We start from the raw sequence: 21,531 nt of genomic DNA, 5'->3' as shown, positions 1-21,531 counted from the left end.
CCGTGCTGCAGGCGGCGCTGGACGGTGGCAAGATGACCGTGATCGTCAGCAAATGCGAAAGCGGCAACGCAAAAATGCCCGTCATAACAATGGATCCCGTCGTCATCAGAGACAGGTTCATGAAGGCTGTCGCCAGCTGATGAGCAGCACTGCAATCCATTCGGCCGAAGATGCGCGCCGTCTGGCCAAACGGCGACTACCGTGGATGGTGTTCGACTACATCGACGGTGCTGCCGGGCGGGAAACCGGTGCCGCGCGCAATCGCGCGGCACTGGACGCCATCACGCTGCGCCCGCGGATCCTGCGGGACGTCAGTGAAAGGTCCTTGAGCACAACCCTCTTTGGAGCCGAGGCAGAACGCCCTTTTGGCATCGCCCCCATGGGCATGTGCAACCTGTCGGCCCCGGGTGCAGACCTGATGCTTGCCCGTTTGGCCGCGCGTTACAAGATACCGCACGGCGTTTCCACCGTCGCCTCAACCCCGATGGAACAAATCATCGAAACGGCCGAGGGCCACGCCTGGTTCCAGCTCTACTTCAGCGGCGATGGCAGTGGCACATTCAAGCTGGTGGAGCGCGCGAAATCCTCGGGTTATGAAACCCTTGTCCTGACCGTCGACGTGCCCGAAGTGGGCCGCAGACCACGTGAACTTCGTCACGGATTCACCATGCCCTTCAGGATCGGCCCAAAGCAGTTCCTTGATTTTGCCGTTCACCCTCGCTGGTCACTGTCGACGTTGTTCAAGGGACGCCCGACGATGGCCAATTTCGACATGCCCGGGTTTGACTTTGACCGTACGGAAAGCCGCGCCCGCGCCACTTGGGACACGCTCACACGACTGCGCGACGCCTGGCCCGGCAAACTGGTCGTCAAAGGTGTTCTGGACGTCGAAGATGCCCAACAGCTTGTCTCGGCTGGCGTGGACGCCATTCAGGTTTCAAGCCACGGCGCGCGGCAACTCGAAGCATCTCCTGCCCCGATCGAAGTGCTGCCCCGAATGCGTGAAGCACTCGGGCCGGAATTTCCGTTGTTCTATGACTCCGGCATTCGCTCGGGCGAGGACGTTCTTAAAGCCCTCTCAGGTGGCGCCAACTTCACATTTGTCGGTCGCAGCCTGCAATTTGCCATCGCTGCCAGAGGCGAAGCTGGCCTCAACAGTCTCTGGGATGTTCTGAGCAGCGAATTGGACATCGCCATGGCGCAAACTGGCCTGACAAAATTGCCAATTCCGAGCTAAAGCACACGTCAGCTCTGCACTCGACCTCGCCACAGTGTTTTCTTCTGTGTTTTAACCGTGGTGTGGCATGACAAGATGAGCCCGCCCTTTGTTCCGGAACAGGTTGGCACAGTGGCAGCGACAACATCTTTGGTCGAAGTGGGGCACGCCCTCATTTTCGCAACAAGCCCCCGTTGATCGCCGTGCAAATTGGCGACATTTGCAAAAATTGCGTACAGGCAAATTGTCAGCCACGACTTGGACTGTTTAACATAGGCACAAAATCCGAGCGGCGCAGGACGGCAACAACATCGGGCAACAAGTAAACAGGCGCAGGTTTCTGACAACTGCCGGGGCCCATTTGGCCTTGGCGGCAGGGTGCACTGTTGGCGAGGACTTTCAAAAACCGGCCAAGGACGTGCCTGCGCAATTCCTGGGCGATCAGACCGAAAGCTCGATCACGCGCGGCAATGTTCAATGGTGGCAGGCATATGGTGACAATAAGCTGAACCGCTTGGTGCAATTGGGGCTGGCACAGAACCTGGATGTCCGCAGGGCCGTTGCCCGCGTCGAGCAATCCCAGGCCATTCTGGATGGTGCAGGCTATCCGTTTTCCGGCACCACCCGCGTGTCCGAGTTCAAGGTTGCGGGCGGCGGCACTGACGGCCGGGCCGACACCGGGTTTGTGCGCGCCGAGGCCAGTTGGCAGGCGGATCTGTACGGGCGCCTCAAGCGCGAGCGCGAGGCCGCGCTCTACAGGCTCGAAGGGGCCTATGCCGATGCCAATGTGGCGCGCATGACGCTGTTGGATGAATTGGTCACGGCATATATCGACGCACGGTTCTATCAAGAGCTGATACGGATCAATCTCCGCGTGGTGTCTTCACGCGAGCAGACGCTGAACGCCACGTTGCAGGCGCGAAAGCGGCGCTCGGAAATAGGGCCGGTCGAGGCAGAGCAGATCGACATCCCCGAGGTGTCCGACCTGGATGTGGCACAGGCACGCACATTGGTGGCCTCGGCACGTGCGGAACTGCCCGAGGCGAAAATCCTGTTCTTCAAGTCGGTGTCGCGGGTGGGCACGCTGCTTGGCCAGGCCTGGGATCGCCCACGCGAGGGGCTGGATCGAACGGCTCCGCAGCCGGTTCCATCGCCACGAGGGTTGAAGACAGGCGTGCCAACGGATCTGGTCCGCAATCGGCCAGACGTGCGTTTGGCCGAAAAACGTCTGGCGGAGTCTGTGGCTCTTGCTGGCGTGGCCGAGGCGGACCTGTATCCCGAATTGAAGCTGACCGGAAATATCAACGTCAATTATTCGGGCAATGACCTGCTGCCAACTGCGGGATTTGCGCGACTTGGTTTGGACATCCCCTTGTTTGACCTTCCCGAACGTCGGTCCAAGGTCCGGTTTCAAAAGGCCCGCACCAAAGAGCTGCTGGCAGCTTGGGAAGAAACGGTCGTCGAAGCGGTCGAAGAGGTGCAGGATTCTCTGGTCAGCCTGAAAAACCACCAGGAGGCGGTAAAATTCACCGGTGAAGCGATTTCCAATCTGAACGAGGTGCTCAAGCTGGCCCGGCAGGCTTATGTCGCCGGGCAAAGCGGGTTCTTGCAGGTGCTGGATGCCGAGCGCGCCTTGCTGGCTGCCGAAAACGCCCTGGCCCTGGACAAGCGCAATTTTGCGGTGGATTTCGTTGATTTGAACGTCGCGCTTGGTGGCGCCTACGGTTAGGCTCCGGTGTGATACCGTGTCGCCTACCGTCTGGCTCTGGCGGTTCGGAACAACAAGGCGAACACAAACATCGAGCCGATGGATGTGGTGACGATCCCAACCGGAAGCTCCTGCGGTGCCAGCAACAATCTGCTCAGAATATCCGAGCCGGTCAGCAAAGTGGCCCCCACAATCGCTGCTGTCGGCACCAGGTTCCCGTGCAGCGGCCCTGTTATGCCGCGGGCGATATGCGGGACCATCAGGCCGACAAAGCCGATGACGCCCGCCACAGAGACAAACACAGCCGTGGCAAGGGCGGCGACAAAGAACATACTGAACCTCAGGCGCTGTACGGGGACACCAAGCGTCGAGGCCGTCAGGTCCCCGGTCAGCAAGGCATCCAGCCAACGGCTGCGGTAGAGCGCATAGGTCAACACCAGAAGCAAACCGGCGCAAACCAGGGGAAAGGTCTCCCACCGGGCCAGTCCAAGGCCACCCAGCATCCAGAAGATGACTGAATGCGCTGCCCGGCTGTCGCCGGCAAAAATCAGGTAGTTGGTGATGGCAGCAAACAGGAACGACACCGCAAGGCCCGACAGGATCAGTTTTTCCGGTGCGCTGGTGCGCAACGCGTGAACCAGCCCCAGAACGATCCCCGAGGCCACCAGACCGCCGCAAAAGGCGGCAAGGGGCAAGGTCCAAAATCCCAGGACATCCCCGGTGACGGTGATCACAAAGACGGCCCCCGCCGCCGCGCCCGACGACAGGCCAAACAGAAACGGGTCAGCCAGATCGTTGCGGGTCGTGGTTTGCAGGACAACGCCCACAATGCCCAGACCGGCCCCGATGACGGCAGCAAACAAGGCGCGCGGCAAGCGCAGATCAAAGACGATCCGATGCAGCGGCGACATCTCTCCGTCCGTGATCCCAGTGCCCAGCAGAACGGCCTTCAGCGCCTCGCCTGCGGGAATGGGGGTGGTCCCGTAGATGGTCGAAATCAACAAGAAGGCGGCCAAAACGGCCGTCCCCGGTATCAAGGTAAGGCTCAATCGCCCCATATCAGTTGAGCTCGGGATGCATCGCCTGCACCATTTTCGAGATCGCCTTGATGTTTGCAGGCCCCGGTGTCAGCTCTTCGTAGCGCAAACCGATCCAGCGTTCGTTCTTGACCGCATCGGTCTGGGACATGACAGGGTGCTCCTGAAGGAACTTGAACGTGTCCTCGGCGCCGTTGCCAGTCTGATAGTCCAGCAGAACCAGGAACTCGGGGTTTGCTGCTGCAACCGTCTCCCACGAGGTGCGACCCCAGCTTGTGTCCATGTCGTGGGTCACGTTTTCACCGCCTGCGGCCGCAATCATCGCATCCGGAATTGCAAACTTGCCAGCGGTGAACGGCGCATCAGCCGGACCATCCAGCAGGAAGACGCGGGGTTTTGCGAGATCGGCAGTTTTGGTTTGAATCGAGGCCAGTTCATCCTTCCACCCGCTTACCAGTGCTTCGGCCTTATCGGACACCTGCATGACCTCACCCAGACGCAGCACGTCCTTGAACAGCAAGTCCATGCTGGCAGCGGGGCGGTCCTTGTCCAGATGCACGCAGCTCTCAGACAGGATCATCGTTTTGATGCCAAAGGGTTCCAGCGTGTCGGGCGTCACGTCACCACCCGGCTTCATACCATAGTACCAGCCCGCAAAGAACAGATCCGGCTCAGCCGCGACCAGGTTTTCGACCGTGGGATATTTCGGCGCCAGTTCGGGGATATCACCACGCAACTCGTCAAACTCTGGGCTGGTCTTGTACCAGCCGGTGATGCCCGTCAGGCCCACGATCTTGTCCTGCAAATCCAAGGCAAAGGCCATGTCGGTCATGTTCATGTCATGCACGATCAGCCGCTCGGGCGCGGTCTCAAACGACAGCGGTTCGCCGCAGTTGTCGACGGTGATCTCTTGTGCAGAGGCACCGCCTGCCATGGCTGTGACCAGTGCCACGGACCAGATATGTTTCATTCCTGTTGTCTCCATAATTCAGGGTGTGAGCGTGGTTCTACGGATGTCCAAGGCCGGCACCATGCGGCCCTCGTGATGAAAACACAGGTAGTCGACACCAAAGGTGTCGCGCACATGTTCCGGTGTCAGCACGTCTTCTACCGGCCCAAAGCTGGTGAGGCGCGTGGATTTCATCAGCGCCACATGGGTGGCAAACTCGGGGATCATGACCAGATCATGCACGATCATCACCACCGTGATTCCCAGCCCGGCCACAAGCGACAGCATCCGCCCCTTGGCGTCCGGGTCCAGATGGTTGGTCGGCTCGTCCAGAAACAGCAACGAAGGCCGCTGCGCCAAGGCGCGTGCGATATGAGCCCGCTGACGCTCGCCGCCCGACAACATCGACATCTTCTTGGTCGCCAGATGGTCCAGACCCGTCGTCTGCAGAATACGGGCCAACTCATCGGCGTTTTCCCGGGCCGAGCGGTCCGAGCGGATGGGGATCTGTCCCAGGGCCACATAGTCGCGCAGCATCAGCCGCCCGTCTGGCAGTTCTTGCTGGCTGACCACGGCAATCATTCGGGCCCGCTCGACCGCTGTCATCTGTTTCAGGCTGTGCCCTTTGATCAGAACATCCCCCAACGCCAGATCGACCGCGCCGCAAAGCAGGTTCAAGAGCGTGGTTTTCCCCGCACCGTTTGGACCGGCAATCGCCAGAATGGCACCTTCACCCAGCTCGAATGAAGTGCTTTTCAGCAGGACGTCACCGTTCAGGGCATAGTATTCAAGATCGCGTGCAATCAGAAAAGAGTTGCTGGTCATGACAGCCCCCAAAAGGGTGTCGACATCAGAACATTTCGATCAAGTGTTTCCAGCATTGTCCGCTCCGCTTGTTGCCAAGCGCGGACAGAAGGTGCCGATCATGCAAACACGCAACGAACGTGCCATCAAAGCCTCCTTCCAGGACGCCCCGCCCCGGGTTGGTTGAACATAAGATGGCAGGTCTCCTGACTTGCGGGTCGATGCTTGGCCATCCTTCCCGACCTTTTCGGCCAGTGGACATTTGGCTTCGCTCACCGCTTACAGTTGCGGGGGCAGTCACGGACTTGGCGCGCGGGGCAAACCTCACCGTGTTCCCTTTTCATCCCTTGGGTGATCCCAAGGGAACCATCACTTGTCTGAGTGCCCGAAATTCGAAAACGCGTCAAGAAATACCATTCAGCCAGGCCGACATCGCATCCAGATCCGCAGGCAGCTTTTCGGCAACCCCTTCGGAGAATGTGATGAACCGGTCTTCGTTCAGGCCGTTCACACCAACCAGGACAGGGATGTCACGGGCAAGGGCCTCGCCGATGATAGGGCGGAACCCCCGGCCATCAGCCTCATGCTTGCCGAACTTGTTGACGATCAGCAAGCGCGGCTGTTCCTCGAGGGCCGCCGTCACCAGCCCAACGGATTGCTCCAGCGCGGCCGGATCCAACCGACACCCGCGTGAGCCCTCGCCGAGAGACTGCGAGATTCGGATCACCTCGCCGTTGCCCGAAAGCACCCGCAGATCCATGTCGCACTTGGCGCTGTCTGCGCATTCGGTGTTGGTCTGGACCACACCAGCCAGGGACACACCCTCGGCCTCGAGCCGCTCGGCAAAGGCGCTGAGCAAGCGGTCGGTTTCGCCACGCTGCGTGGTGGTGACATAAGCCAGATGCATGAAAAAGGTTCCTTCGTCCCCAGGTTCCCGACCAACTAGCACGGAGTATGGCCCTCGACCAGCGTGCCGGTTCACACGGGCAAGGGGGGCAGCCCGATGACAGTTTCATGAGCGAGCAGCAAAAGCGCGAAAAGGCCAGCCCCCATTACCCAGTCCAACAGCGCGACCTGCGCTAAACCACGCGGATTGAACATCGCGGTCCTGGCGGCCGCGGCTTCCCACGCGTGACACATCTCCCGACGTTTGCGCCGATCGATGAGGCGCATGCCAATCAGGGCAAATCCCCCCATCAGTCCAAAAAGGATGACATGGGCCAGATCGCCGTTGACCAGCAAATGGGCACTGGCCCAAAGCGACGCCGCCAGCAGGATCGGGTGACGCGACACGGCCAGAACGCCGGGGCGCATAGGATCGAAAGCGCCCCGCCCCAAGCCACCAAAGGACAGCGGATTTACGGCGCGCAGACCGGCAACCGCCAGCACGCTCGCAAGCGGCATCAGCACCAAAGGCACCCAACGCAACAGGGGATCGGCAGGAATGACACCCACGAACGGTGCGCGGGCCGCTGCACCAAACAGCCAGACCAGAATGACGATGGACAAGGCGCTGTAAGCCAGCAGATAGCCTCGCTGCCCCAGCCGCGACACCAACCACGGGCGCACGGGCGGACGCACGGGAATCATATGACTGAGGAAGAACACCACCAGCGCCGCATTGAATTCAAACCAACTGCTCATTAGGGCCCTATCCGTTTTCTGGCAGACTTACGGCGGCGTCTCAGGTCCGTCCTTGACCCGGATCAACCTTCTGACCGAAAAGCGAAGGCAAAATCTCACTCAGCGCGCCCAAAACGATCAACGCTGCCCCCGCCACGCGCAGCGGCCCAAAGGGTTCGTCCAGCAGAATGGCACTGGAAATCACGCCTGCAAGGATCTCGGCCGTCAGCAGAAAGGTCAGCGTCGCCGGGCTGAGCACCTGGGCGCTCCACAAGGTGAGTGCCAGGATCGGCACGACATAGAGCAGCCCCAGTCCCAACCCGCCCGCGATCAAGACCCCCTGCCCGCCGTTGGGCCAATCGCCTTCGATTGTCATGAACAACAGGGCGATCAGGGCAGCAGTCAGCGCCGAAACTGCGCTCAGCGGAATGGGGCGTGCGCTGCCGGGGTTGATGAAGATCAATGTTGCCCCTACCGACCAGGCGATGCCCGACATCACCGCCAACCCGTCGCCGACCGTCACACCGGTGGTTGCGATGTCCCCGCCCAGAACCAGAAACGCCCCGGACAGTGCTGCAATCAAGGCCAGCGTGGATGTCCAGCGCCACGGCATGTTCAGGAACCGCCACTCGATCAGCTTCGACCAGGCAGGCGCAAGGTAGAAGAGCAGGATCACCCGCACCACGTCGCCATAGTTCAGCGCCACCGAATAGGTGCCAATGGCCACACCGACACAGGCCGCGCCCAGCACCGCCTTTGGGCCCAGGAAAAACGGCTCGCGTCGGATCAGCATCCAGAGAAGACAGGACAGGAACGCCCCGGCGTTCATCGCCGCACCGCCCGATGCGCCGGTCAGACCAAGGGCGTCGAACCAGCGAATGGGGATCCACCATAGCCCCCAAAGAGCCGCGGCGAGGAAAGCCAGAATGACCGGCCTGAGCCCCGCCGCTGCCATGATCTATAGCCCCAACGCCTTGCGCCGCTCTTCGGCGAAGCCCTGCACCAGACGGTCGGCCACAAGGGCCAGGATCGCCATCGCCGCACCGGCCGAGATCCCAAGACCGATGTCCGCCTTGCCAAGCGCCAGATAGATCGACTGACCCAGACCGGTGGTTCCGATCAGCGCCGCGATGACCAGCATCGCAAAGGCATAAAGGATCGTCTGGTTCAGACCCAGCAGGATGGTAGGCGCCGCATAGGGGGCCTTGACGTCGCGCATGATCTGAAACTGGGTTGCTCCGCTAGCAATCGCCGCCTCCATCATTTCCTCGGGCGTGTTGACCAGTCCGTGCCGCGTATAGCGGATCATCGGCACGATGGCATAGGCGCAGATCGCCAGAAAGGCGGAAAATTCACCGATCTGGAACACCATCAGCACCGGGATCAGGAACACGAACAACGGGATCGTCTGCAACATGTCACAGATCGGGCGCACGATTTTCCATGCCAGCGGGCTGATTGCACTCAGCAGGCCGATCAAACCGCCGACGACGGCGCAGGCAAAGACCGCAGCGCCGCTGAGGTACAGCGACAGAAGCGCCCGGTCCCAGAGGCCCGAAATCAGGATCGTCGACAGCAGGCCCGCGGCCATGATCGCCAGACGCGGGCCGCCTGCGACCCAGCCGAGTGCTGCGGCACCGGTCAGGACAAAGGGCCACGGCAAATTCGAAATGCCAGTTTCCAGCATGCCAAAGCCGATCAGAACCATCAGTCCCCCCGTCACATTCCCCCGCCACGCCAGCACCGCACCGATCGCGGCACCAGCCAGGAACAGCCCAAGGCTCATGTTCGTGGTCCAGGCAAAACCCCAGGTGAACGGCAGAACCGCCTGATCCAATCCGATCCGCAGTGGCAGCAACACATAGAACATCGCGTTGTTCTTGAACGCATCCAGTGCCGCACCGTTCGAGCGCGTGAACTCGGTCAGGCCATTGTCCAACGCATCAGATACCGGGTCGAGCAATGTCAGGTCAGACGGAACCGGCAGGCGCGTCCAGAAAGCCACGGTGAAGATCACCGCAAAGCCGAGCAGCCCCCACACAACGCGGGTGTCATACCGCTTGCGCTCGGTCGCCAATGCACCGCTCATCCTGTCGATGACCATGGCAAAGACCACAATCACCATGCCCGCAATCAGCGCCTCGCCGAACTGTGCCTTGCGCATGGTCAAAAGCACTTCCCAACCAATGTCGTTAAAGCCGCCGATAACGGCCGCGATGATCACCATCGACAGCGCCGCCATCAAACATTGGTTCACACCCACCATGATCTGGGTCGAGGCCGAGGGGATCTCGACCTGAAACAGCTGCTGCAGGCGGGTTCCACCTGCCATCACAGCGGCTTCTTTCACTTCGGATTCCACGCGCTCCAACCCCAGCAGCACATTGCGCGCCATCGGTGGGGCGGCATAGATGGCCGAGGCGATCAGACCCACCACCGGACCAAAGCCAAAGAGCAGCAAGAGCGGCGTCAGGTAGGCAAAGGTCGGTACAGTTTGCATAATGTCCAGAACGGCTTGCAAGGCATTCTTGATTCTTGGGAATTCGTTTGCGAGCACACCGATTGCGCCCCCAACGAGCAAGGCCAGCGGCACTGACACTGCAACCAGCGCCAAGGTATTCATGCTCTCGGACCAGTAGCCCGAAGCGAGCACGAAGCTCAGCCCAAGAAACCCAAGCGCCGCCATCGGCAAGCCGCCCAGATACCACCCCACGGCCGTGACAATGCCGATCACCAGCGGCCAGGGCGTGCCGTTCAGGACAAAGTTGGCCCAGTCCATCGGGTACGCCATCAGCGCCGAAAACCCGCGTGCGACCGGTTTCATCGTGGTCAACACCGTGGTCAGGATCGACCCTACCCAATCGGTTGCGGGCAACACCCATGCCGCGGGCCATTTCACCAGCCAAGGGGCGACAGGCTCCAGCGCCAAACAGATGGCCCCCACGAGCAAAGTGATCAGCGCCGCCTGCGTGCCAACCGTCAGCCGCACGCGGGTCGTCGGCGCGTCTGTCAACGCGGTCATGCCTCTTCCACCTGAAGGGCGGCCGCCAGATCAGCCGGGTTCACCATGCCCACGAGGTTACCTTCCTTGTCGCGCACCGGCACGGGCTCATAGAGCTCCATGCAATGCGCAAGGGCCGCGTCCAGCGTCATATCCGTGCGCAGGCCAGGATCATCCGGGCCGACACCTTCGGTGCCCTGGTGCATGACTGAGGCGACACGGGCGTGCTGGCCTTTGGCCACGTCCTTGGAGAACTCGCGCACATAATCATCGACCGGGTTCAGCACGATGTCGGTCGGTGTGCCGATCTGCACGATCTTGCCATCGCGCATAATTGCAATGCGATCAGCGAGTTTCAGGGCTTCGTTGATGTCATGGGTGATGAACACGATGGTTGTTTTCAGCTTGGCCTGAATCTCCAGGAACTCGTCCTGCAACTGCCGCCGGATCAGCGGATCAAGGGCCGAGAACGGTTCATCCAGGAACCAGACCTCACAATCGGCCACCAGCGAACGGGCGATGCCGACCCGCTGTCGCTGCCCACCGGACAACTCGCGCGGATATCGATCTTCGCGCCCCTCAAGGCCAACCAATTCAATAACTTCGGCAGCCTTCTTCAGCCGCTCCTTGCGGGATACACCCTGCACACGCAGGGGATAGGCCACATTGTCCAGCACGGTCATATGCGGGAACAGACCGAAATGCTGGAACACCATGCCCAGCTTCTTGCGCCGCAACTCGATCAGCCGCTGCTTGCTGGCTGTCATGATGTCTTCGCCGTGAATGCGAATTTGTCCGCCGGTGCCATCGAGAAGTTGCGAGATACAGCGGATCAGGGTTGACTTGCCCGAGCCCGAGAGGCCCATGATGACAAAAAGTTCACCCTCTTTGACGTCGAAATTGGCGTCTTGCACGGCGGGAACATACCCGGTTTCGCGCAAGATCTTGGAGGCGGCGTCTGCGTCATTCCCTGACCGAGCCAAAGCGTCGGTCAGGGCCTTTTCAGCGCCCGGGCCAAACACCTGCCAGAGATCCTGGCAGGCGATGGCCGGCGTGTTTGCGTCGGTCACGTGGTGTGGCTCACTTGGTTGCGGCGTCGACAACCGGACGCCAGGTGCCTTCGTTTTCCGCCATCCATGCGGCGACAACATCTTCGACCGAACCGCCATCAACGTCGACGGCACCCATCATCGGCTGCTGGTCGGCAACATCGAGAGTGTAGTTCGACAGGATCTCGAACGCGGCCGGCCACTTGTCTTCCATACCGGACCAGGACGCCTTGAAGATGCGGGTCGGGGCAAAGTCGCAGTCGTTGACGGCATTGGGGTTCGGCCCCCACGACGCGTCGGTAAAGCATGCGTCTTCGCCTGCGGGCAGTTCAACAAACTGCACATCATAGGCCGACATCGCCCAATGCGGCTGCCAGAAGGTGATCAGCAACGGCGACTTGCGCTCGGTCGAGGCGCGCAGTTCTGCAATCAGGGCACCCTCGGACCCCGCCGGAACCGCTTTGAAAGGCAACTCAAGGCCGGTCATACGGTCCGCACCGGGTGTGCCCCAATCAGCTGGGTAGTCAACCAGGCGACCCGCTGGCAGGGTTTCGGCGGTGGCAAAGTTCTGCGCGCATTCTTTCAGGGCTTCCCACGCAGGCAGGCCTGGGCACATTTCGGCAACATGCGAGGGGTACGCGATACCCTCTTTCGCATCCAGGCCCAGATCGCCCAGCTCGGTCACGCCGCCGGCATCAATGTGCTTGGCGTATTCTTCGGACACGTTCGACGACCAGATTTCCAGCGCCGCGTGCAGCTCACCATCGGTCATCGCCTGATACATGTTCATGTAACCGGCGGTCACATATTCAACGTTGTACCCGGCCGCTTTGAGCATTTTGCCCGCCACATGAGTGGTGACGTGCTGACCCGTCCACTCATTGACCGCCAGTTTGATCGGCTCGTCCACAGCGCCAAGCTCGGCTGCGTGTACGGTGCCCGCCAAAGCAGTCAGTGCGATCCCAAGACCTACAGATTTCATTGAGGTGTCTCCCTGTTATTGTACGTTTTCCCTATCAGTATCCGGCAATTCCCAAGAGGTGTCACCTGACTATCTGACGGTTTTTTATTGATTGATGAGTCAATCAGTAACGATTCTTGCTCATTTGTCGACCCCTTACGCAATGCAGGATGTCGTTCAGTTAGTTGCACCAATACTTGGCACAGCAGCACAAGCCGCCTAAAGTTAGCCAAAGACGAAATGACGGAGGGGAACCCAAGATGAACCGGATGCCAACACTCAGCCGTTTTGTAGGTGCTGTCACAGGCTGTCTTTTGGGAACAACTGCACTGGCAGAGCCCATCGACTGGAAAACCGTAAGAGGTTGGGATATTTCGTTTTATCCTGCGAGCGAAGGCTGCCAGGCTTTTGCCCTATTCGAAGAAGACACCGCATTCTTCATTGGGTTTGACAACACCGAGAACGAGCTGTCGCTGGACGTGACATTGCTGGATCAGAAATGGCGGTCAATCGAGGCCGGCAAGGAATACAAGATCGAAGTCAAATTTGGTGACGAAAGCCCCTGGACCATGGATATGGACGGGCTCAAGACAGATGAATTTCCGGGTTTGGGCATCATGATCGATGCGGGATCGGATCAGGCCGAGCTGTTCATTGACGAGTTCCAGCGCGAGAACTCGATGAAATGGAGTTTCAAGTCGACTGTCTTGGGGCACTACACCCTGCGCGGGTCGCGTGCGGCGTTCAACGAGGTTATTGCATGCCAGCGTTCTTACATGCGGGCACAGTCTTCGTCTGACCCCTTCGCACAAAGCTCGTCAGATCCGTTTGCTGACTGATACCGCCTTTCCCCCCCGCCCGAGGTCCCGATGACACCACAATCTGCCCAGATCATCCTGGATGAAAACTTTGCTGACTGGGTCAAAGCACTGGACCTGAGGGTTCAGGCGATCGACGCGGATCACGCCCTGATCCGAATGCCCTTGGCCGATCATCTGGCGCGTGTTGGCGGGATCGTATCCGGGCAAGCCCTGGCGGCGCTGGCGGATACGACAATGGTCCTGGCCGCTGTGGCCCATGCGGGCGAGTTCAAACCGTTTGCCACCACCGACCTGCACACGCAGTTTCTGCGTCCCGGGGTTGGCACCGCCATCCTGTGCCGGGCCGAAGTGGTGCGCGCCGGGCGCGCTTTGGTCTTTGCTCGCTGTGACATGACCGAAGAAGACAGCGGCAAGAAAGTTGCCACCGCAACCGCCACCTTCTACGCGCCTTAGAGGGGGGCATCCCCTTACGGGAACAATGGCAACTCACCTCAAACGAGAGAGCAAGCCCAATGCATCATTTCGACGAGATCTTTGGCCTGGCCGCTGCCCGCCACGGGGGTGAGGCCGCTCTGAACGCCCAGCTCACCAAGCCCAAAACCGTCGCCGAATTGACTGAGATACCGGATGATCGATGGCTTTCGGTGATCACCAAATGCGTCTTTCAGGCCGGGTTCAACTGGAAAGTCATCGAGGCAAAGTGGGACGGGTTCGAAGAGGCATTTGATGGTTTTGATCTGGGTCGCTGTGCGTTCATGGACGACGAGAAATTCGATGCGCTTCTGACGGACACTCGCATCGTGCGCAACGGCACCAAGATCGCCACTGTGCGTGACAATGCTGCCTTTCTGCTGGAGCTGCGACAAGAGGGGGGCGTTGGTCAAACCCTGGGCGGCTGGCCTTCGACCGACTACATCGGGTTGCTGGCCATGCTCAAATCCCGCGCCTCGCGCCTGGGTGGAACCACCGCACAATTCGCCATGCGTTTTGCCGGGCGCGACGGCTTCATCCTGTCCCAGGACGTGGTGGCCCAGCTGGTGGCCGAAGGGGTTGTCGACAAAACACCGACCTCGAAAAAGGCGCTGACAGCCACGCAAGAGGCGTTCAACACCTGGATGGATCAATCCGGCCGCTCGCTGACCGAAATCAGCCGCGTTCTGGCGATGAGCCTGTGAACCGCGCACAAGGTATTTTGTCACCTCACAACATATTTTCTTCCGCCCCCTATCCGGGCCAAGGCGACCGGGCTAGGTTTGCCGCATGATCCTGCGTGCGTTCTTGCTCTTGCTGCTTCTAGCGTCCTGCGGGCGCCCACTTACGCCGACCGAGATGTCGTTCGTTTCCTCGATCCATGGCGAAGATCTGAACTTGAAACGGGTGCGTTTGGTTAAGGGCGCACCCGTGGGCAGCGTCACCTTCAAACGCACACCGCGCCCCCGAGTTGCTTGCCGCGAACGTATTCTGCCCCCCGTCAAGGAAGAGATCGTGACAACCTCTCCGGCGGCGGTGGCATTATTCAACAAGGTCTATTTCACAAAGAATTGGTATGTCGACGACTATCTGCCCACCTACCCCGAGCGGCTCTACCTGGTCGAAGCGATGCTCTTGGCCCACGAGTTGACCCATGTCTGGCAATGGCAGAACCGCGAGCGCACAGGATATCACCCGCTTTTGGCGGCCGCCGAACACACACGTTCGGACGATCCCTATCTGTTCGATTTGAACGGGGCACCGGATTTCCTGAGCTACGGATATGAGCAACAAGGCGCGATTGTCGAAGAATACGTCTGCTGTCGCGCCCTGGCTCCGGACGCGCCCCGCACACAGCGGTTGCACAATATGTTGATAGACGCCTTTCCGGTTTCAGACCTGCCACAATCCCGGCAGCATGACGTCTATCTGCCTTGGAAAAAGGCCGAACTGAGCGGTATCTGTGACTGATCAGCCCTCTGACTGAATGCTTTCCAGAAAGGCCAGCAACGCAGCGAGGCTGCGCGGCGTGGGTGTCATCGTGCCATCGATGTCAATCGGCACCTGCTCACCCGCAAGGATCGCCCCGAATTCCGGCATGGCGCCCGGATTGGCGTGCCCCTTTTGTCCGTATCCGTCGATCTTGGACAGCACCTTTGCCCGCGGGAAAGTGCCGCCATTGTCAGCGGCCAGCTGTGTCAGATCAGGCGCAATGGCCCGACTGCTCAACTCTCCGCCTGCGGCATCATAGTTGTGACAGGCAGCGCAGTTCTCCACAAAGATCTGCTCGCCTTCCTTGGCGGTCGGCATGGCGTTCTGGGCTTGGCATCCCGCCAACAATGCCACCGTGCCCAATGTCAGAATGCTTGCTCGTGCCATGCCCGTTCCTCCTCAATTCGCTTGTAGTGTACGCATGTAAGCGATCAGGTCCACAATCGGCTGGCTTGTCATCAAAGGTTGCCCCGTATGCGTTTTGATGGCGACATCCCGTCCTTCGAAGAAGTCACCATAAACCGGCATCGGGCTGCCGTGACTGATCAGAGCATCGCGGCCGTCGATCCGCTTGGCCACCCGCTCGACCGGAAAGATGCCATCCTGTTCAAGCTGGGTCAGGTCCACCGGCTTGATCACCAGAACACCCGCCATCGGTCCCTGCCCTGTCGCCTCTATCCCGTGGCACGTCGCGCAGTGTTTCAGATACAAAGCCTCGCCCATTTCGGCATCCTGCGCCATGCTAGCACTAGCCGCCAACCCCAAAACCAAAGACAACACCGCTTTCATCAAACTCTCCCTTTCCTAATCGCCTATTCACCCCTACGCACAGACCGCCACAACTTTGTGACCCGCGCGCCCCTGTCCAGCCTTGTGCACCCCCCCGACTGCCGCAATGATCCAGATCAACGCCAAACCCGTCCAACAAGAGGCCCCTCATGACCCACTACGCCACTCTGATGTTGGCCGCTGGCATCGGCATTCCGGTTCTGGCCGCGCTGAATGCGGCCCTGGGGCAACACATCGCCTCTCCAACGGCTGCCGGTGTGGTGCTGTTTGCCGTGGCCTTTCTGGGGTCGACGGTGGTGATGCTGCTCTTTCCCGGCCCCGCTGCGCTGATGCACCTGGGTGGGGCGCCCAAACACTTGTTTATCGCAGGGCTTCTGATCGCCTTTTATGTCCTTACAATCACCCATGTTGCACCGCATTTCGGGGTCGGAAACGCGGTGTTTTTTGTGTTGTTGGGTCAGCTGATCAGTGCCGCCGCCATCGACCACTTTGGCCTGTTTGGCGCGCAGGTCTCACCGCTCACATGGGTGCGCGCAGGTGGGATTGCAGTGATGGCCCTAGGCGTGGGGATCACGCAACTGGCGTGAGCACACCATTGTCCAGACGGAGCATCCGGTCCATGCGGGCCGCCAGTTCCATGTTGTGCGTGGCGATGAGCGCAGACAAGCCTGTACCCGAGACCAGATCAACCAGGGCCGCAAACACCTGATCCGACGTCGCCGGGTCCAGGTTGCCCGTGGGTTCATCTGCCAACAGGACGCGCGGCTTGTTGGCCAGGGCCCGGCAGAACGCAACCCGTTGCTGCTCGCCACCCGACATGGCCGCAGGACGGTGATCGGCGCGGTTTGCCACGCCGACACGACCCAGCAGGTCTTGCGCGCGAGCGCGGGCCTCACGCTCGGACACGCCATTGGCCAGTTGCGGCAAGGTGATGTTTTCAAGCGCCGTGAACTCGGGCAGCAGGTGGTGGAACTGATAGACAAAGCCCACATCGCTGCGCCGCGTGGCGGTGCGGCGGCGGTCGCTTTTACCGGTCATGTCCTGACCGCCGATCTCGACCGTTCCGGCGTCCGGCGTGTCCAGAAGTCCCGCGATGTGCAACAGCGTGGACTTGCCTGCCCCGGACGGCGCCACCAGCGCCACGGTTTCGCCAGCGCGCAGCTCCAGATTCGTGCCGCGCAGCACCTGAACCTCGCCCGGGGTGCCTGCCAGATAGGTCTTTGTCAGCCCGGACAGACGCAAACTTACATCATTCATAGCGCAGCGCCTCGACCGGGTTCAGCCGCGCCGCACGGCGGGCTGGAAAGTAAGTGATGAGCCAGCTCAGCCCCATGCTGAGCGCAACCGACGACAGCACATCCGACGCGGTGATTATAGCGGAAGGGAAGATGAAGCCGCTCGCTTCGAGATCCCGCACCCCGCTGCCCGAGACCCAATCGACAAATGCGTAAACGCTGTCGATGTTGAGCGCAAAGATCACCCCCAGGATCACACCGAACACTGTTCCGGCGGTGCCAACAGATGCGCCGCAGATAAAGAACACCCGCAGAACCGCCCCTTGGGTCAGCCCGATGGTGCGCAGGATGCCGATGTCGCGGCCCTTGTTCTTGACCAGCATGATCAGGCCCGAGACGATGTTGAGCGCCGCGATTAGCACCAGGATCGCCAGCACGATAAAAATTGCGTTGTCCTGCATCTTGAGGGCCCGGATCATGCCGCCCGCGCGATCCCGCCACGTATACAGATATGCCCGGTCACCCGCGGTTTCGAGCACCGGCAGGATCAGCGCCTCGGCCCTCAGCGGATCGCTCAGCCGGAGGTCGATCTGATCAACGGCCCCTTCGCGGTTGAAGAAACTTTGCGACTCGCTCAGCGGCATATACAGGCGGCTTTGATCGACAAAGCCCTGGCCAGACGTAAAGACATAAACCACGTCATAGACCGACACCCTGACCGAACGCCCCATCGGCGTGCGGGCCCCATCGGGCGACACCAGCTTGAGCCGATCGCCCACACCGATCCCCAGCTGTCGCGCCAGAGCACCGCCAATGGCGACCCCTTCGTCGAACCGGGCAAGATCGCCCCAGCTGTCTTCGGCCTCGGCAATCATCGGATAGTCGCGCAGGTCGTCCAGCGTGATGCCGTAGACATCAACAGGCATGTTGCGGCCCTGAAAGCTGCCCATGACCTGGGCCCGCACCAGCGGGGCCACGTCCTCGACACCCGCCATGTCCGCCAATCGCGCAGACAAGTCGTCATAATCTCGGATCAGGTGATCCTTGGGAATTTCAGCCTGCAAATCCCGGCGATAATGCACATCCATATGGGCGTTGGCACCCAACATTGTCTGCACGATGTCAGACCGTAGCCCTTCGCGCACCGCCAAGGTTGCCACCAGGGCAAACACCGCCAGAGTGATCCCGATCAAGCTGATCCACGTCATCACGCTTACCCCACCCTCGGCACGGCGCGCGCGCAGGTATCGCCACGCGATTTTCCATTCGAACGGGGCAAACGGGGCTGGGGTGGTGGCCATTTTGGCTCCTGCTCTTGTCGTTGCGGCGAAGAGTGAAGTCTGCGGTCAGTGGGGTCAAGTCAATGCCCCGTTATTCGCGCGGTATATGCGGGGTTTCTCGCGCATGCATGGTTTCCAATCTGGCAACACTGTGCCGATACACTCCGCGATTGTCACCAAAAAGCCCAAGCAATTAACCAAAGTTAACAAAAAAGCGCGGCAAATTTTGGTCAACTTCGATCCATCTGCAAACCTCAGGACACAAGGGGGTTTGCGAAATGCCACAGGGCAGCATCGAAAAGGAGATGTTCATGGAACCGAACCGACCCAATGTACCCCAAAACGTGCATCAACTGCGCGTCAACAGCATGGGACGTCAAATGACCCACGGACCCGCAAGGATCGATTGCGAAACCGCAAGCCTGCTGCGGGCCATCCTGCTACCACTGTTTGCTTCAGCCACAAGTTGGACTGACTTAATCGACAAGCTAGAAGCAAAGGGCTTTCACCCCATGTTCCGCACTGGGCAACTTTGCCTGACCAAACAATCAGACGGGTCAAGAATTTGCGGCTTGCGGTTTCTGGGACTAGATATATACGAGCTAGTTCTGCGTTTCGGACGACCTTGTGTCATGCCACATTCGGGATCGTCCGCTGACGGTGAGATACTACGCCAGCCACCGAATGGACCGCTGCTGCATTGAACAGGCCGCAGAAAACACCCAGTTCGCGAAGCTAAGTGCTGCGGGCACCGCTGATGCCCGCCTGCAATCCAATAAATGTATGTCGCCAGCTTGCATTGTTGCCCGGGCGCAGGATCACGACAGGAAAAATGATCCGACGATCAGCATAAACTCAAAGTTTGTTGCACCTCAGATCCCGACGACCTGATCTTTTAAACTGTACAGAATATACAGGACTTCTTCCTGTTCCCGCTGGCCTATGTCATTTGCCTGAAGCGCATTCATTGCATCATCAAGAACCGCGACAAATTCATCGCCATTGATGTTCATATGTTTATGCGTCGTAACCATATCTTTGCCGGTATAAATCTCTGGTCCGCCAGAGCCTGTAATGAAAAAGTTTCCGGCCATTTCCTTAAGATTGTCTGCATCACTTCCAGAGAAGCGCGCCGAGACGACTGGATTGCTCAGGTGATTGTCGACAAGCTTATCGACTATTCGCCTAATTCCCTCGGTTCCCCCCAATCGATCGTATAGCGTAGCAGTCATTATGCACCTCCTTGCATTCGGCTTACTCAAACTATTGATCTTGCAGACACGCTAGCACGATAAGTGGTTTGAGACCAAATTGTTACGACACCGGGTCGGGCACGGTGCTTTGACCAGCCACGCACTCAATCTCGGATTCAATCCGATTTGCTCGTTTTTTAGCTGACAAGAAGTTCAATCAAGCGAGCGGCCCACATTGATGAGCGCTGCATTGGCAATTCATTCACAACGATGAGGATACGCCTGTTATCAATTTAGACGCCGCGATATTCGCCGACTAACGCGTCTCTCGTTTCCAAGCCTGATTGCGAGGCTCGATCCGAAGAGACGTTGGCGTGACCTGCCACCCAAGATACGCATTTGCGACGAAGGCCGCCGATTTCATCAGGCAGCCTTCGTTTGTTGGTTTTAAACCCAGGTATGGAACGACCGGTTGGCCATGGGTTCCGGGTGTGCCGCGCCGCCACCGCGGTGCGGGGCATAGATCTCGGCAACTTTCTTGACCGCTTCTTCGGGTGCCATCTCAACGCTCTCACCGGTTTTGCGGCTGGTCAGTTCCACGACACCGTTCTTCAGTCCGCGCGGACCAACGGTGATGCGCCAGGGCAGACCGATCAGGTCCATCGTGGCAAACTTGCCGCCAGCCCGTTCCTTGCGGTCGTCGTAAAGCGGCTCCAGACCTACCGCGGTCAGCGCCGCCTCGATCTGCTCACAGGCTGCATCGGCGGCTTCGTCGCCCTGCTTCAGATTGACGATACCACAGTGGAACGGGGTCACGCCTTCGGGCCAGATGATGCCGTTTTCGTCGTGGCTCGCCTCGATGATTGCGCCCAGCAGACGCGAAACGCCGATGCCATGGCTGCCCATGTGAACCGGGGTCTGTTTGCCATCGGGACCCTGCACCACCGCATTCAGAGGTTCCGAGTATTTGGTGCCAAAGTAGAAGATCTGCCCCACCTCGATGCCTCGTGCAACGCGACGACGCTCTTCGGGGATCTGGTTGAACAGCTCTTCGTCGTGGGTTTCATCGGTGCGGGCATAGCGCGATGTGAACTCTTCAAGCACCGACTGGCACTGCTCGACGCTGTCATAATCGATCTCGCGGTCGCCAAAGGTCAGATCAGTGACGGCGCTGTCATAAAACACCTCGGACTCGCCAGTTTCGGCCAGCACCAGGAATTCATGCGTGTAATCGCCCCCAATCGGCCCGCCATCGGCGCGCATCGGGATCGCCTGCAGGCCCATGCGTTCATAGGTGCGCAGATAGCTGACCAGGTGACGGTTATAAGCGTGCAGCGCGTCCTCTTTGGTCAGGTCAAAGTTGTACCCGTCCTTCATATAGAACTCGCGACCCCGCATCACGCCAAAGCGCGGACGGATCTCGTCGCGGAACTTCCACTGGATCTGATACATCGTCAGCGGCAAATCCTTGTAGCTGCTGACATTGGCGCGGAAGATATCAGTGATCAGCTCTTCGGCGGTCGGCGTGAACAGCATGTCCCGGTCGTGCCGGTCCTTGATGCGCAGCATTTCCTCGCCATAGGCATCATAGCGACCGCTTTCGCGCCACAGGTCCGCCGACTGCATGGTCGGCATCAGCATCGGGATGTGACCGGCGCGCATCTGCTCTTCGTGGACGATGTTTTCCAGCTTGCGCAGCACCTTGAACCCCAAGGGCAACCAAGAATAGATACCGGCAGCAGATTGCTTGATCATACCGGCCCGCAGCATCATGCGGTGGCTGACGATCTGGGCCTCGCTCGGGGTTTCCTTGAGCACAGGCAGAAAATAGCGGGACAAGCGCATTGCGGTCTCTCTGATCATTGGCGTTTTCGCTGATCTAAGGCATCCCTGCGCCTGGGGC

22 protein-coding genes, 1 pseudogene and 1 riboswitch are annotated in these 21,531 nt (G+C 59.7%); of the genes and pseudogenes, 8 read left to right on the top strand and 15 right to left on the bottom strand.

Features of this window, described 5'->3' with window-relative positions; all coding sequences use genetic code 11:
- From TRM7615_RS25920 to TRM7615_RS10700, 3 genes and pseudogenes are all read left to right on the top strand, one after another.
- Nucleotides 1-140 (top strand): annotated as a pseudogene (locus TRM7615_RS25920) (sulfopyruvate decarboxylase subunit beta); the annotation flags it as partial.
- Nucleotides 140-1,237 carry an alpha-hydroxy acid oxidase gene (locus tag TRM7615_RS10705; RefSeq protein WP_108787249.1) on the top strand — a complete coding sequence of 366 codons (1,098 nt, stop codon included), beginning with the start codon at nucleotides 140-142 and terminating at the stop codon, nucleotides 1,235-1,237. The pseudogene TRM7615_RS25920 and the gene TRM7615_RS10705, both read left to right, overlap by 1 nt.
- Before the next feature lie 340 nt (nucleotides 1,238-1,577).
- Nucleotides 1,578-2,945, top strand: a complete 1,368-nt coding sequence (locus TRM7615_RS10700; RefSeq protein WP_165821412.1) for an efflux transporter outer membrane subunit — start codon at nucleotides 1,578-1,580, stop codon at nucleotides 2,943-2,945.
- A 23-nt stretch (nucleotides 2,946-2,968) separates the two neighbouring features.
- Here TRM7615_RS10700 and TRM7615_RS10695 read toward each other — a convergent pair whose 3' ends face one another.
- The 9 genes from TRM7615_RS10695 to TRM7615_RS10655 all read right to left on the bottom strand — a co-directional run bounded on the left by TRM7615_RS10695 (nucleotide 2,969) and on the right by TRM7615_RS10655 (nucleotide 12,369).
- A complete protein-coding gene (locus TRM7615_RS10695) occupies nucleotides 2,969-3,940 on the bottom strand; it encodes a FecCD family ABC transporter permease (RefSeq protein ID WP_235824058.1) in 972 nt (323 codons plus the stop codon).
- A gap of 43 nt (nucleotides 3,941-3,983) precedes the next feature.
- Nucleotides 3,984-4,931 (bottom strand): ABC transporter substrate-binding protein, encoded by a 948-nt coding sequence (locus TRM7615_RS10690; RefSeq protein WP_108787243.1) that lies wholly within the window; start codon nucleotides 4,929-4,931, stop codon nucleotides 3,984-3,986.
- A gap of 18 nt (nucleotides 4,932-4,949) precedes the next feature.
- Nucleotides 4,950-5,735 (bottom strand): ABC transporter ATP-binding protein, encoded by a 786-nt coding sequence (locus TRM7615_RS10685; protein WP_108787241.1) that lies wholly within the window; start codon nucleotides 5,733-5,735, stop codon nucleotides 4,950-4,952.
- 158 nt (nucleotides 5,736-5,893) lie between these two features.
- Nucleotides 5,894-6,100, bottom strand: a riboswitch (cobalamin riboswitch).
- Between the two features lie 17 nt (nucleotides 6,101-6,117).
- Nucleotides 6,118-6,621, bottom strand: a complete 504-nt coding sequence (locus tag TRM7615_RS10680) for a DUF2478 domain-containing protein (protein ID WP_108787239.1) — start codon at nucleotides 6,619-6,621, stop codon at nucleotides 6,118-6,120.
- Nucleotides 6,622-6,692: 71 nt separating this feature from the next.
- Nucleotides 6,693-7,358, bottom strand: a complete 666-nt coding sequence (locus TRM7615_RS10675) for an NnrU family protein (protein WP_108787237.1) — start codon at nucleotides 7,356-7,358, stop codon at nucleotides 6,693-6,695.
- Between the two features lie 40 nt (nucleotides 7,359-7,398).
- Nucleotides 7,399-8,292, bottom strand: a complete 894-nt coding sequence (locus TRM7615_RS10670) for a DMT family transporter (RefSeq protein ID WP_108787235.1) — start codon at nucleotides 8,290-8,292, stop codon at nucleotides 7,399-7,401.
- Nucleotides 8,293-8,295: 3 nt separating this feature from the next.
- The gene (locus TRM7615_RS10665) at nucleotides 8,296-10,359 is read right to left on the bottom strand and encodes an ABC transporter permease (RefSeq protein WP_108787233.1); all 2,064 of its coding nucleotides are present in this window, start codon (nucleotides 10,357-10,359) and stop codon (nucleotides 8,296-8,298) included.
- On the bottom strand, nucleotides 10,356-11,408 hold the full coding sequence (locus tag TRM7615_RS10660; RefSeq protein WP_108787231.1) for a quaternary amine ABC transporter ATP-binding protein: 1,053 nt from the start codon (nucleotides 11,406-11,408) through the stop codon (nucleotides 10,356-10,358). Before TRM7615_RS10660 ends, TRM7615_RS10665 begins: the two co-directional genes overlap by 4 nt.
- A gap of 10 nt (nucleotides 11,409-11,418) precedes the next feature.
- Nucleotides 11,419-12,369 carry an ABC transporter substrate-binding protein gene (locus TRM7615_RS10655; protein ID WP_108787229.1) on the bottom strand — a complete coding sequence of 317 codons (951 nt, stop codon included), beginning with the start codon at nucleotides 12,367-12,369 and terminating at the stop codon, nucleotides 11,419-11,421.
- A 239-nt stretch (nucleotides 12,370-12,608) separates the two neighbouring features.
- On the opposite strand from TRM7615_RS10655, the gene TRM7615_RS10650 reads away from it, so the two are divergent.
- The 4 genes from TRM7615_RS10650 (at nucleotide 12,609) to TRM7615_RS10635 (ending at nucleotide 15,110) form a co-directional block, all read left to right on the top strand.
- Nucleotides 12,609-13,187 (top strand): hypothetical protein, encoded by a 579-nt coding sequence (locus TRM7615_RS10650; RefSeq protein WP_108787227.1) that lies wholly within the window; start codon nucleotides 12,609-12,611, stop codon nucleotides 13,185-13,187.
- A gap of 30 nt (nucleotides 13,188-13,217) precedes the next feature.
- Nucleotides 13,218-13,622 (top strand): PaaI family thioesterase, encoded by a 405-nt coding sequence (locus tag TRM7615_RS10645; RefSeq protein ID WP_108787225.1) that lies wholly within the window; start codon nucleotides 13,218-13,220, stop codon nucleotides 13,620-13,622.
- A 59-nt stretch (nucleotides 13,623-13,681) separates the two neighbouring features.
- Nucleotides 13,682-14,344 carry a DNA-3-methyladenine glycosylase I gene (locus TRM7615_RS10640; protein WP_108787223.1) on the top strand — a complete coding sequence of 221 codons (663 nt, stop codon included), beginning with the start codon at nucleotides 13,682-13,684 and terminating at the stop codon, nucleotides 14,342-14,344.
- 85 nt (nucleotides 14,345-14,429) lie between these two features.
- Nucleotides 14,430-15,110, top strand: a complete 681-nt coding sequence (locus TRM7615_RS10635; RefSeq protein ID WP_108787221.1) for a hypothetical protein — start codon at nucleotides 14,430-14,432, stop codon at nucleotides 15,108-15,110.
- Here the strand turns inward: TRM7615_RS10635 and TRM7615_RS10630 are convergent, their stop codons facing one another.
- The gene (locus TRM7615_RS10630; RefSeq protein ID WP_108787219.1) at nucleotides 15,111-15,518 is read right to left on the bottom strand and encodes a c-type cytochrome; all 408 of its coding nucleotides are present in this window, start codon (nucleotides 15,516-15,518) and stop codon (nucleotides 15,111-15,113) included. It lies immediately after the preceding gene.
- A gap of 12 nt (nucleotides 15,519-15,530) precedes the next feature.
- On the bottom strand, nucleotides 15,531-15,920 hold the full coding sequence (locus TRM7615_RS10625; protein WP_207775228.1) for a c-type cytochrome: 390 nt from the start codon (nucleotides 15,918-15,920) through the stop codon (nucleotides 15,531-15,533).
- Nucleotides 15,921-16,069: 149 nt separating this feature from the next.
- Here TRM7615_RS10625 and TRM7615_RS10620 point away from each other — a divergent pair, with 149 nt between their 5' ends.
- Complete coding sequence (locus TRM7615_RS10620; protein ID WP_108787215.1) at nucleotides 16,070-16,507, top strand: DMT family transporter; 438 nt, start codon at nucleotides 16,070-16,072, stop codon at nucleotides 16,505-16,507.
- Here the strand turns inward: TRM7615_RS10620 and TRM7615_RS10615 are convergent.
- The 4 genes from TRM7615_RS10615 to proS all read right to left on the bottom strand — a co-directional run bounded on the left by TRM7615_RS10615 (nucleotide 16,491) and on the right by proS (nucleotide 21,473).
- Nucleotides 16,491-17,177, bottom strand: coding sequence for an ABC transporter ATP-binding protein (locus TRM7615_RS10615; RefSeq protein WP_108787213.1), 687 nt, complete (start codon nucleotides 17,175-17,177; stop codon nucleotides 16,491-16,493). The two genes, TRM7615_RS10620 and TRM7615_RS10615, sit on opposite strands and share 17 nt — an antisense overlap.
- Complete coding sequence (locus TRM7615_RS10610; RefSeq protein ID WP_108787211.1) at nucleotides 17,170-18,456, bottom strand: ABC transporter permease; 1,287 nt, start codon at nucleotides 18,454-18,456, stop codon at nucleotides 17,170-17,172. Before TRM7615_RS10610 ends, TRM7615_RS10615 begins: the two co-directional genes overlap by 8 nt.
- An 851-nt stretch (nucleotides 18,457-19,307) precedes the next feature.
- Nucleotides 19,308-19,667 carry a group I truncated hemoglobin gene (locus tag TRM7615_RS10600; RefSeq protein WP_108787209.1) on the bottom strand — a complete coding sequence of 120 codons (360 nt, stop codon included), beginning with the start codon at nucleotides 19,665-19,667 and terminating at the stop codon, nucleotides 19,308-19,310.
- A gap of 408 nt (nucleotides 19,668-20,075) precedes the next feature.
- Entirely contained in the window at nucleotides 20,076-21,473 is a 1,398-nt protein-coding gene (proS, locus tag TRM7615_RS10595) for a proline--tRNA ligase (protein WP_108787207.1), read from the bottom strand.
- Nucleotides 21,474-21,531: the final 58 nt, after the last annotated feature.

This window comes from Falsiruegeria mediterranea M17 (assembly GCF_900302455.1).
GTDB lineage: Bacteria > Pseudomonadota > Alphaproteobacteria > Rhodobacterales > Rhodobacteraceae > Falsiruegeria > Falsiruegeria mediterranea.
This window is presented reverse-complemented; position numbering and strand designations above follow the sequence as displayed.

Bases quoted from the DNA above. Each gene is read 5' to 3' on its own strand.
- TRM7615_RS10685 (WP_108787241.1), bottom strand. From the start codon at position 5,735: ATGACCAGCAACTCTTTTCTGATTGCACGCGATCTTGAATACTATGCC.
- TRM7615_RS10640 (WP_108787223.1), top strand. From the start codon at position 13,682: ATGCATCATTTCGACGAGATCTTTGGCCTGGCCGCTGCCCGCCACGGG.
- TRM7615_RS10655 (WP_108787229.1), bottom strand. From the start codon at position 12,369: ATGAAATCTGTAGGTCTTGGGATCGCACTGACTGCTTTGGCGGGCACC.
- TRM7615_RS10650 (WP_108787227.1), top strand. From the start codon at position 12,609: ATGAACCGGATGCCAACACTCAGCCGTTTTGTAGGTGCTGTCACAGGC.
- TRM7615_RS10615 (WP_108787213.1), bottom strand. From the start codon at position 17,177: ATGAATGATGTAAGTTTGCGTCTGTCCGGGCTGACAAAGACCTATCTG.
- TRM7615_RS10625 (WP_207775228.1), bottom strand. From the start codon at position 15,920: ATGAAAGCGGTGTTGTCTTTGGTTTTGGGGTTGGCGGCTAGTGCTAGC.
- TRM7615_RS10645 (WP_108787225.1), top strand. From the start codon at position 13,218: ATGACACCACAATCTGCCCAGATCATCCTGGATGAAAACTTTGCTGAC.
- TRM7615_RS10705 (WP_108787249.1), top strand. From the start codon at position 140: ATGAGCAGCACTGCAATCCATTCGGCCGAAGATGCGCGCCGTCTGGCC.
- TRM7615_RS10635 (WP_108787221.1), top strand. From the start codon at position 14,430: ATGATCCTGCGTGCGTTCTTGCTCTTGCTGCTTCTAGCGTCCTGCGGG.
- TRM7615_RS10665 (WP_108787233.1), bottom strand. From the start codon at position 10,359: ATGACCGCGTTGACAGACGCGCCGACGACCCGCGTGCGGCTGACGGTT.
- TRM7615_RS10680 (WP_108787239.1), bottom strand. From the start codon at position 6,621: ATGCATCTGGCTTATGTCACCACCACGCAGCGTGGCGAAACCGACCGC.
- TRM7615_RS10690 (WP_108787243.1), bottom strand. From the start codon at position 4,931: ATGAAACATATCTGGTCCGTGGCACTGGTCACAGCCATGGCAGGCGGT.
- TRM7615_RS10670 (WP_108787235.1), bottom strand. From the start codon at position 8,292: ATGGCAGCGGCGGGGCTCAGGCCGGTCATTCTGGCTTTCCTCGCCGCG.
- TRM7615_RS10675 (WP_108787237.1), bottom strand. From the start codon at position 7,358: ATGAGCAGTTGGTTTGAATTCAATGCGGCGCTGGTGGTGTTCTTCCTC.
- TRM7615_RS10610 (WP_108787211.1), bottom strand. From the start codon at position 18,456: ATGGCCACCACCCCAGCCCCGTTTGCCCCGTTCGAATGGAAAATCGCG.
- TRM7615_RS10600 (WP_108787209.1), bottom strand. From the start codon at position 19,667: ATGACTGCTACGCTATACGATCGATTGGGGGGAACCGAGGGAATTAGG.
- TRM7615_RS10620 (WP_108787215.1), top strand. From the start codon at position 16,070: ATGACCCACTACGCCACTCTGATGTTGGCCGCTGGCATCGGCATTCCG.
- TRM7615_RS10630 (WP_108787219.1), bottom strand. From the start codon at position 15,518: ATGGCACGAGCAAGCATTCTGACATTGGGCACGGTGGCATTGTTGGCG.
- proS (WP_108787207.1), bottom strand. From the start codon at position 21,473: ATGCGCTTGTCCCGCTATTTTCTGCCTGTGCTCAAGGAAACCCCGAGC.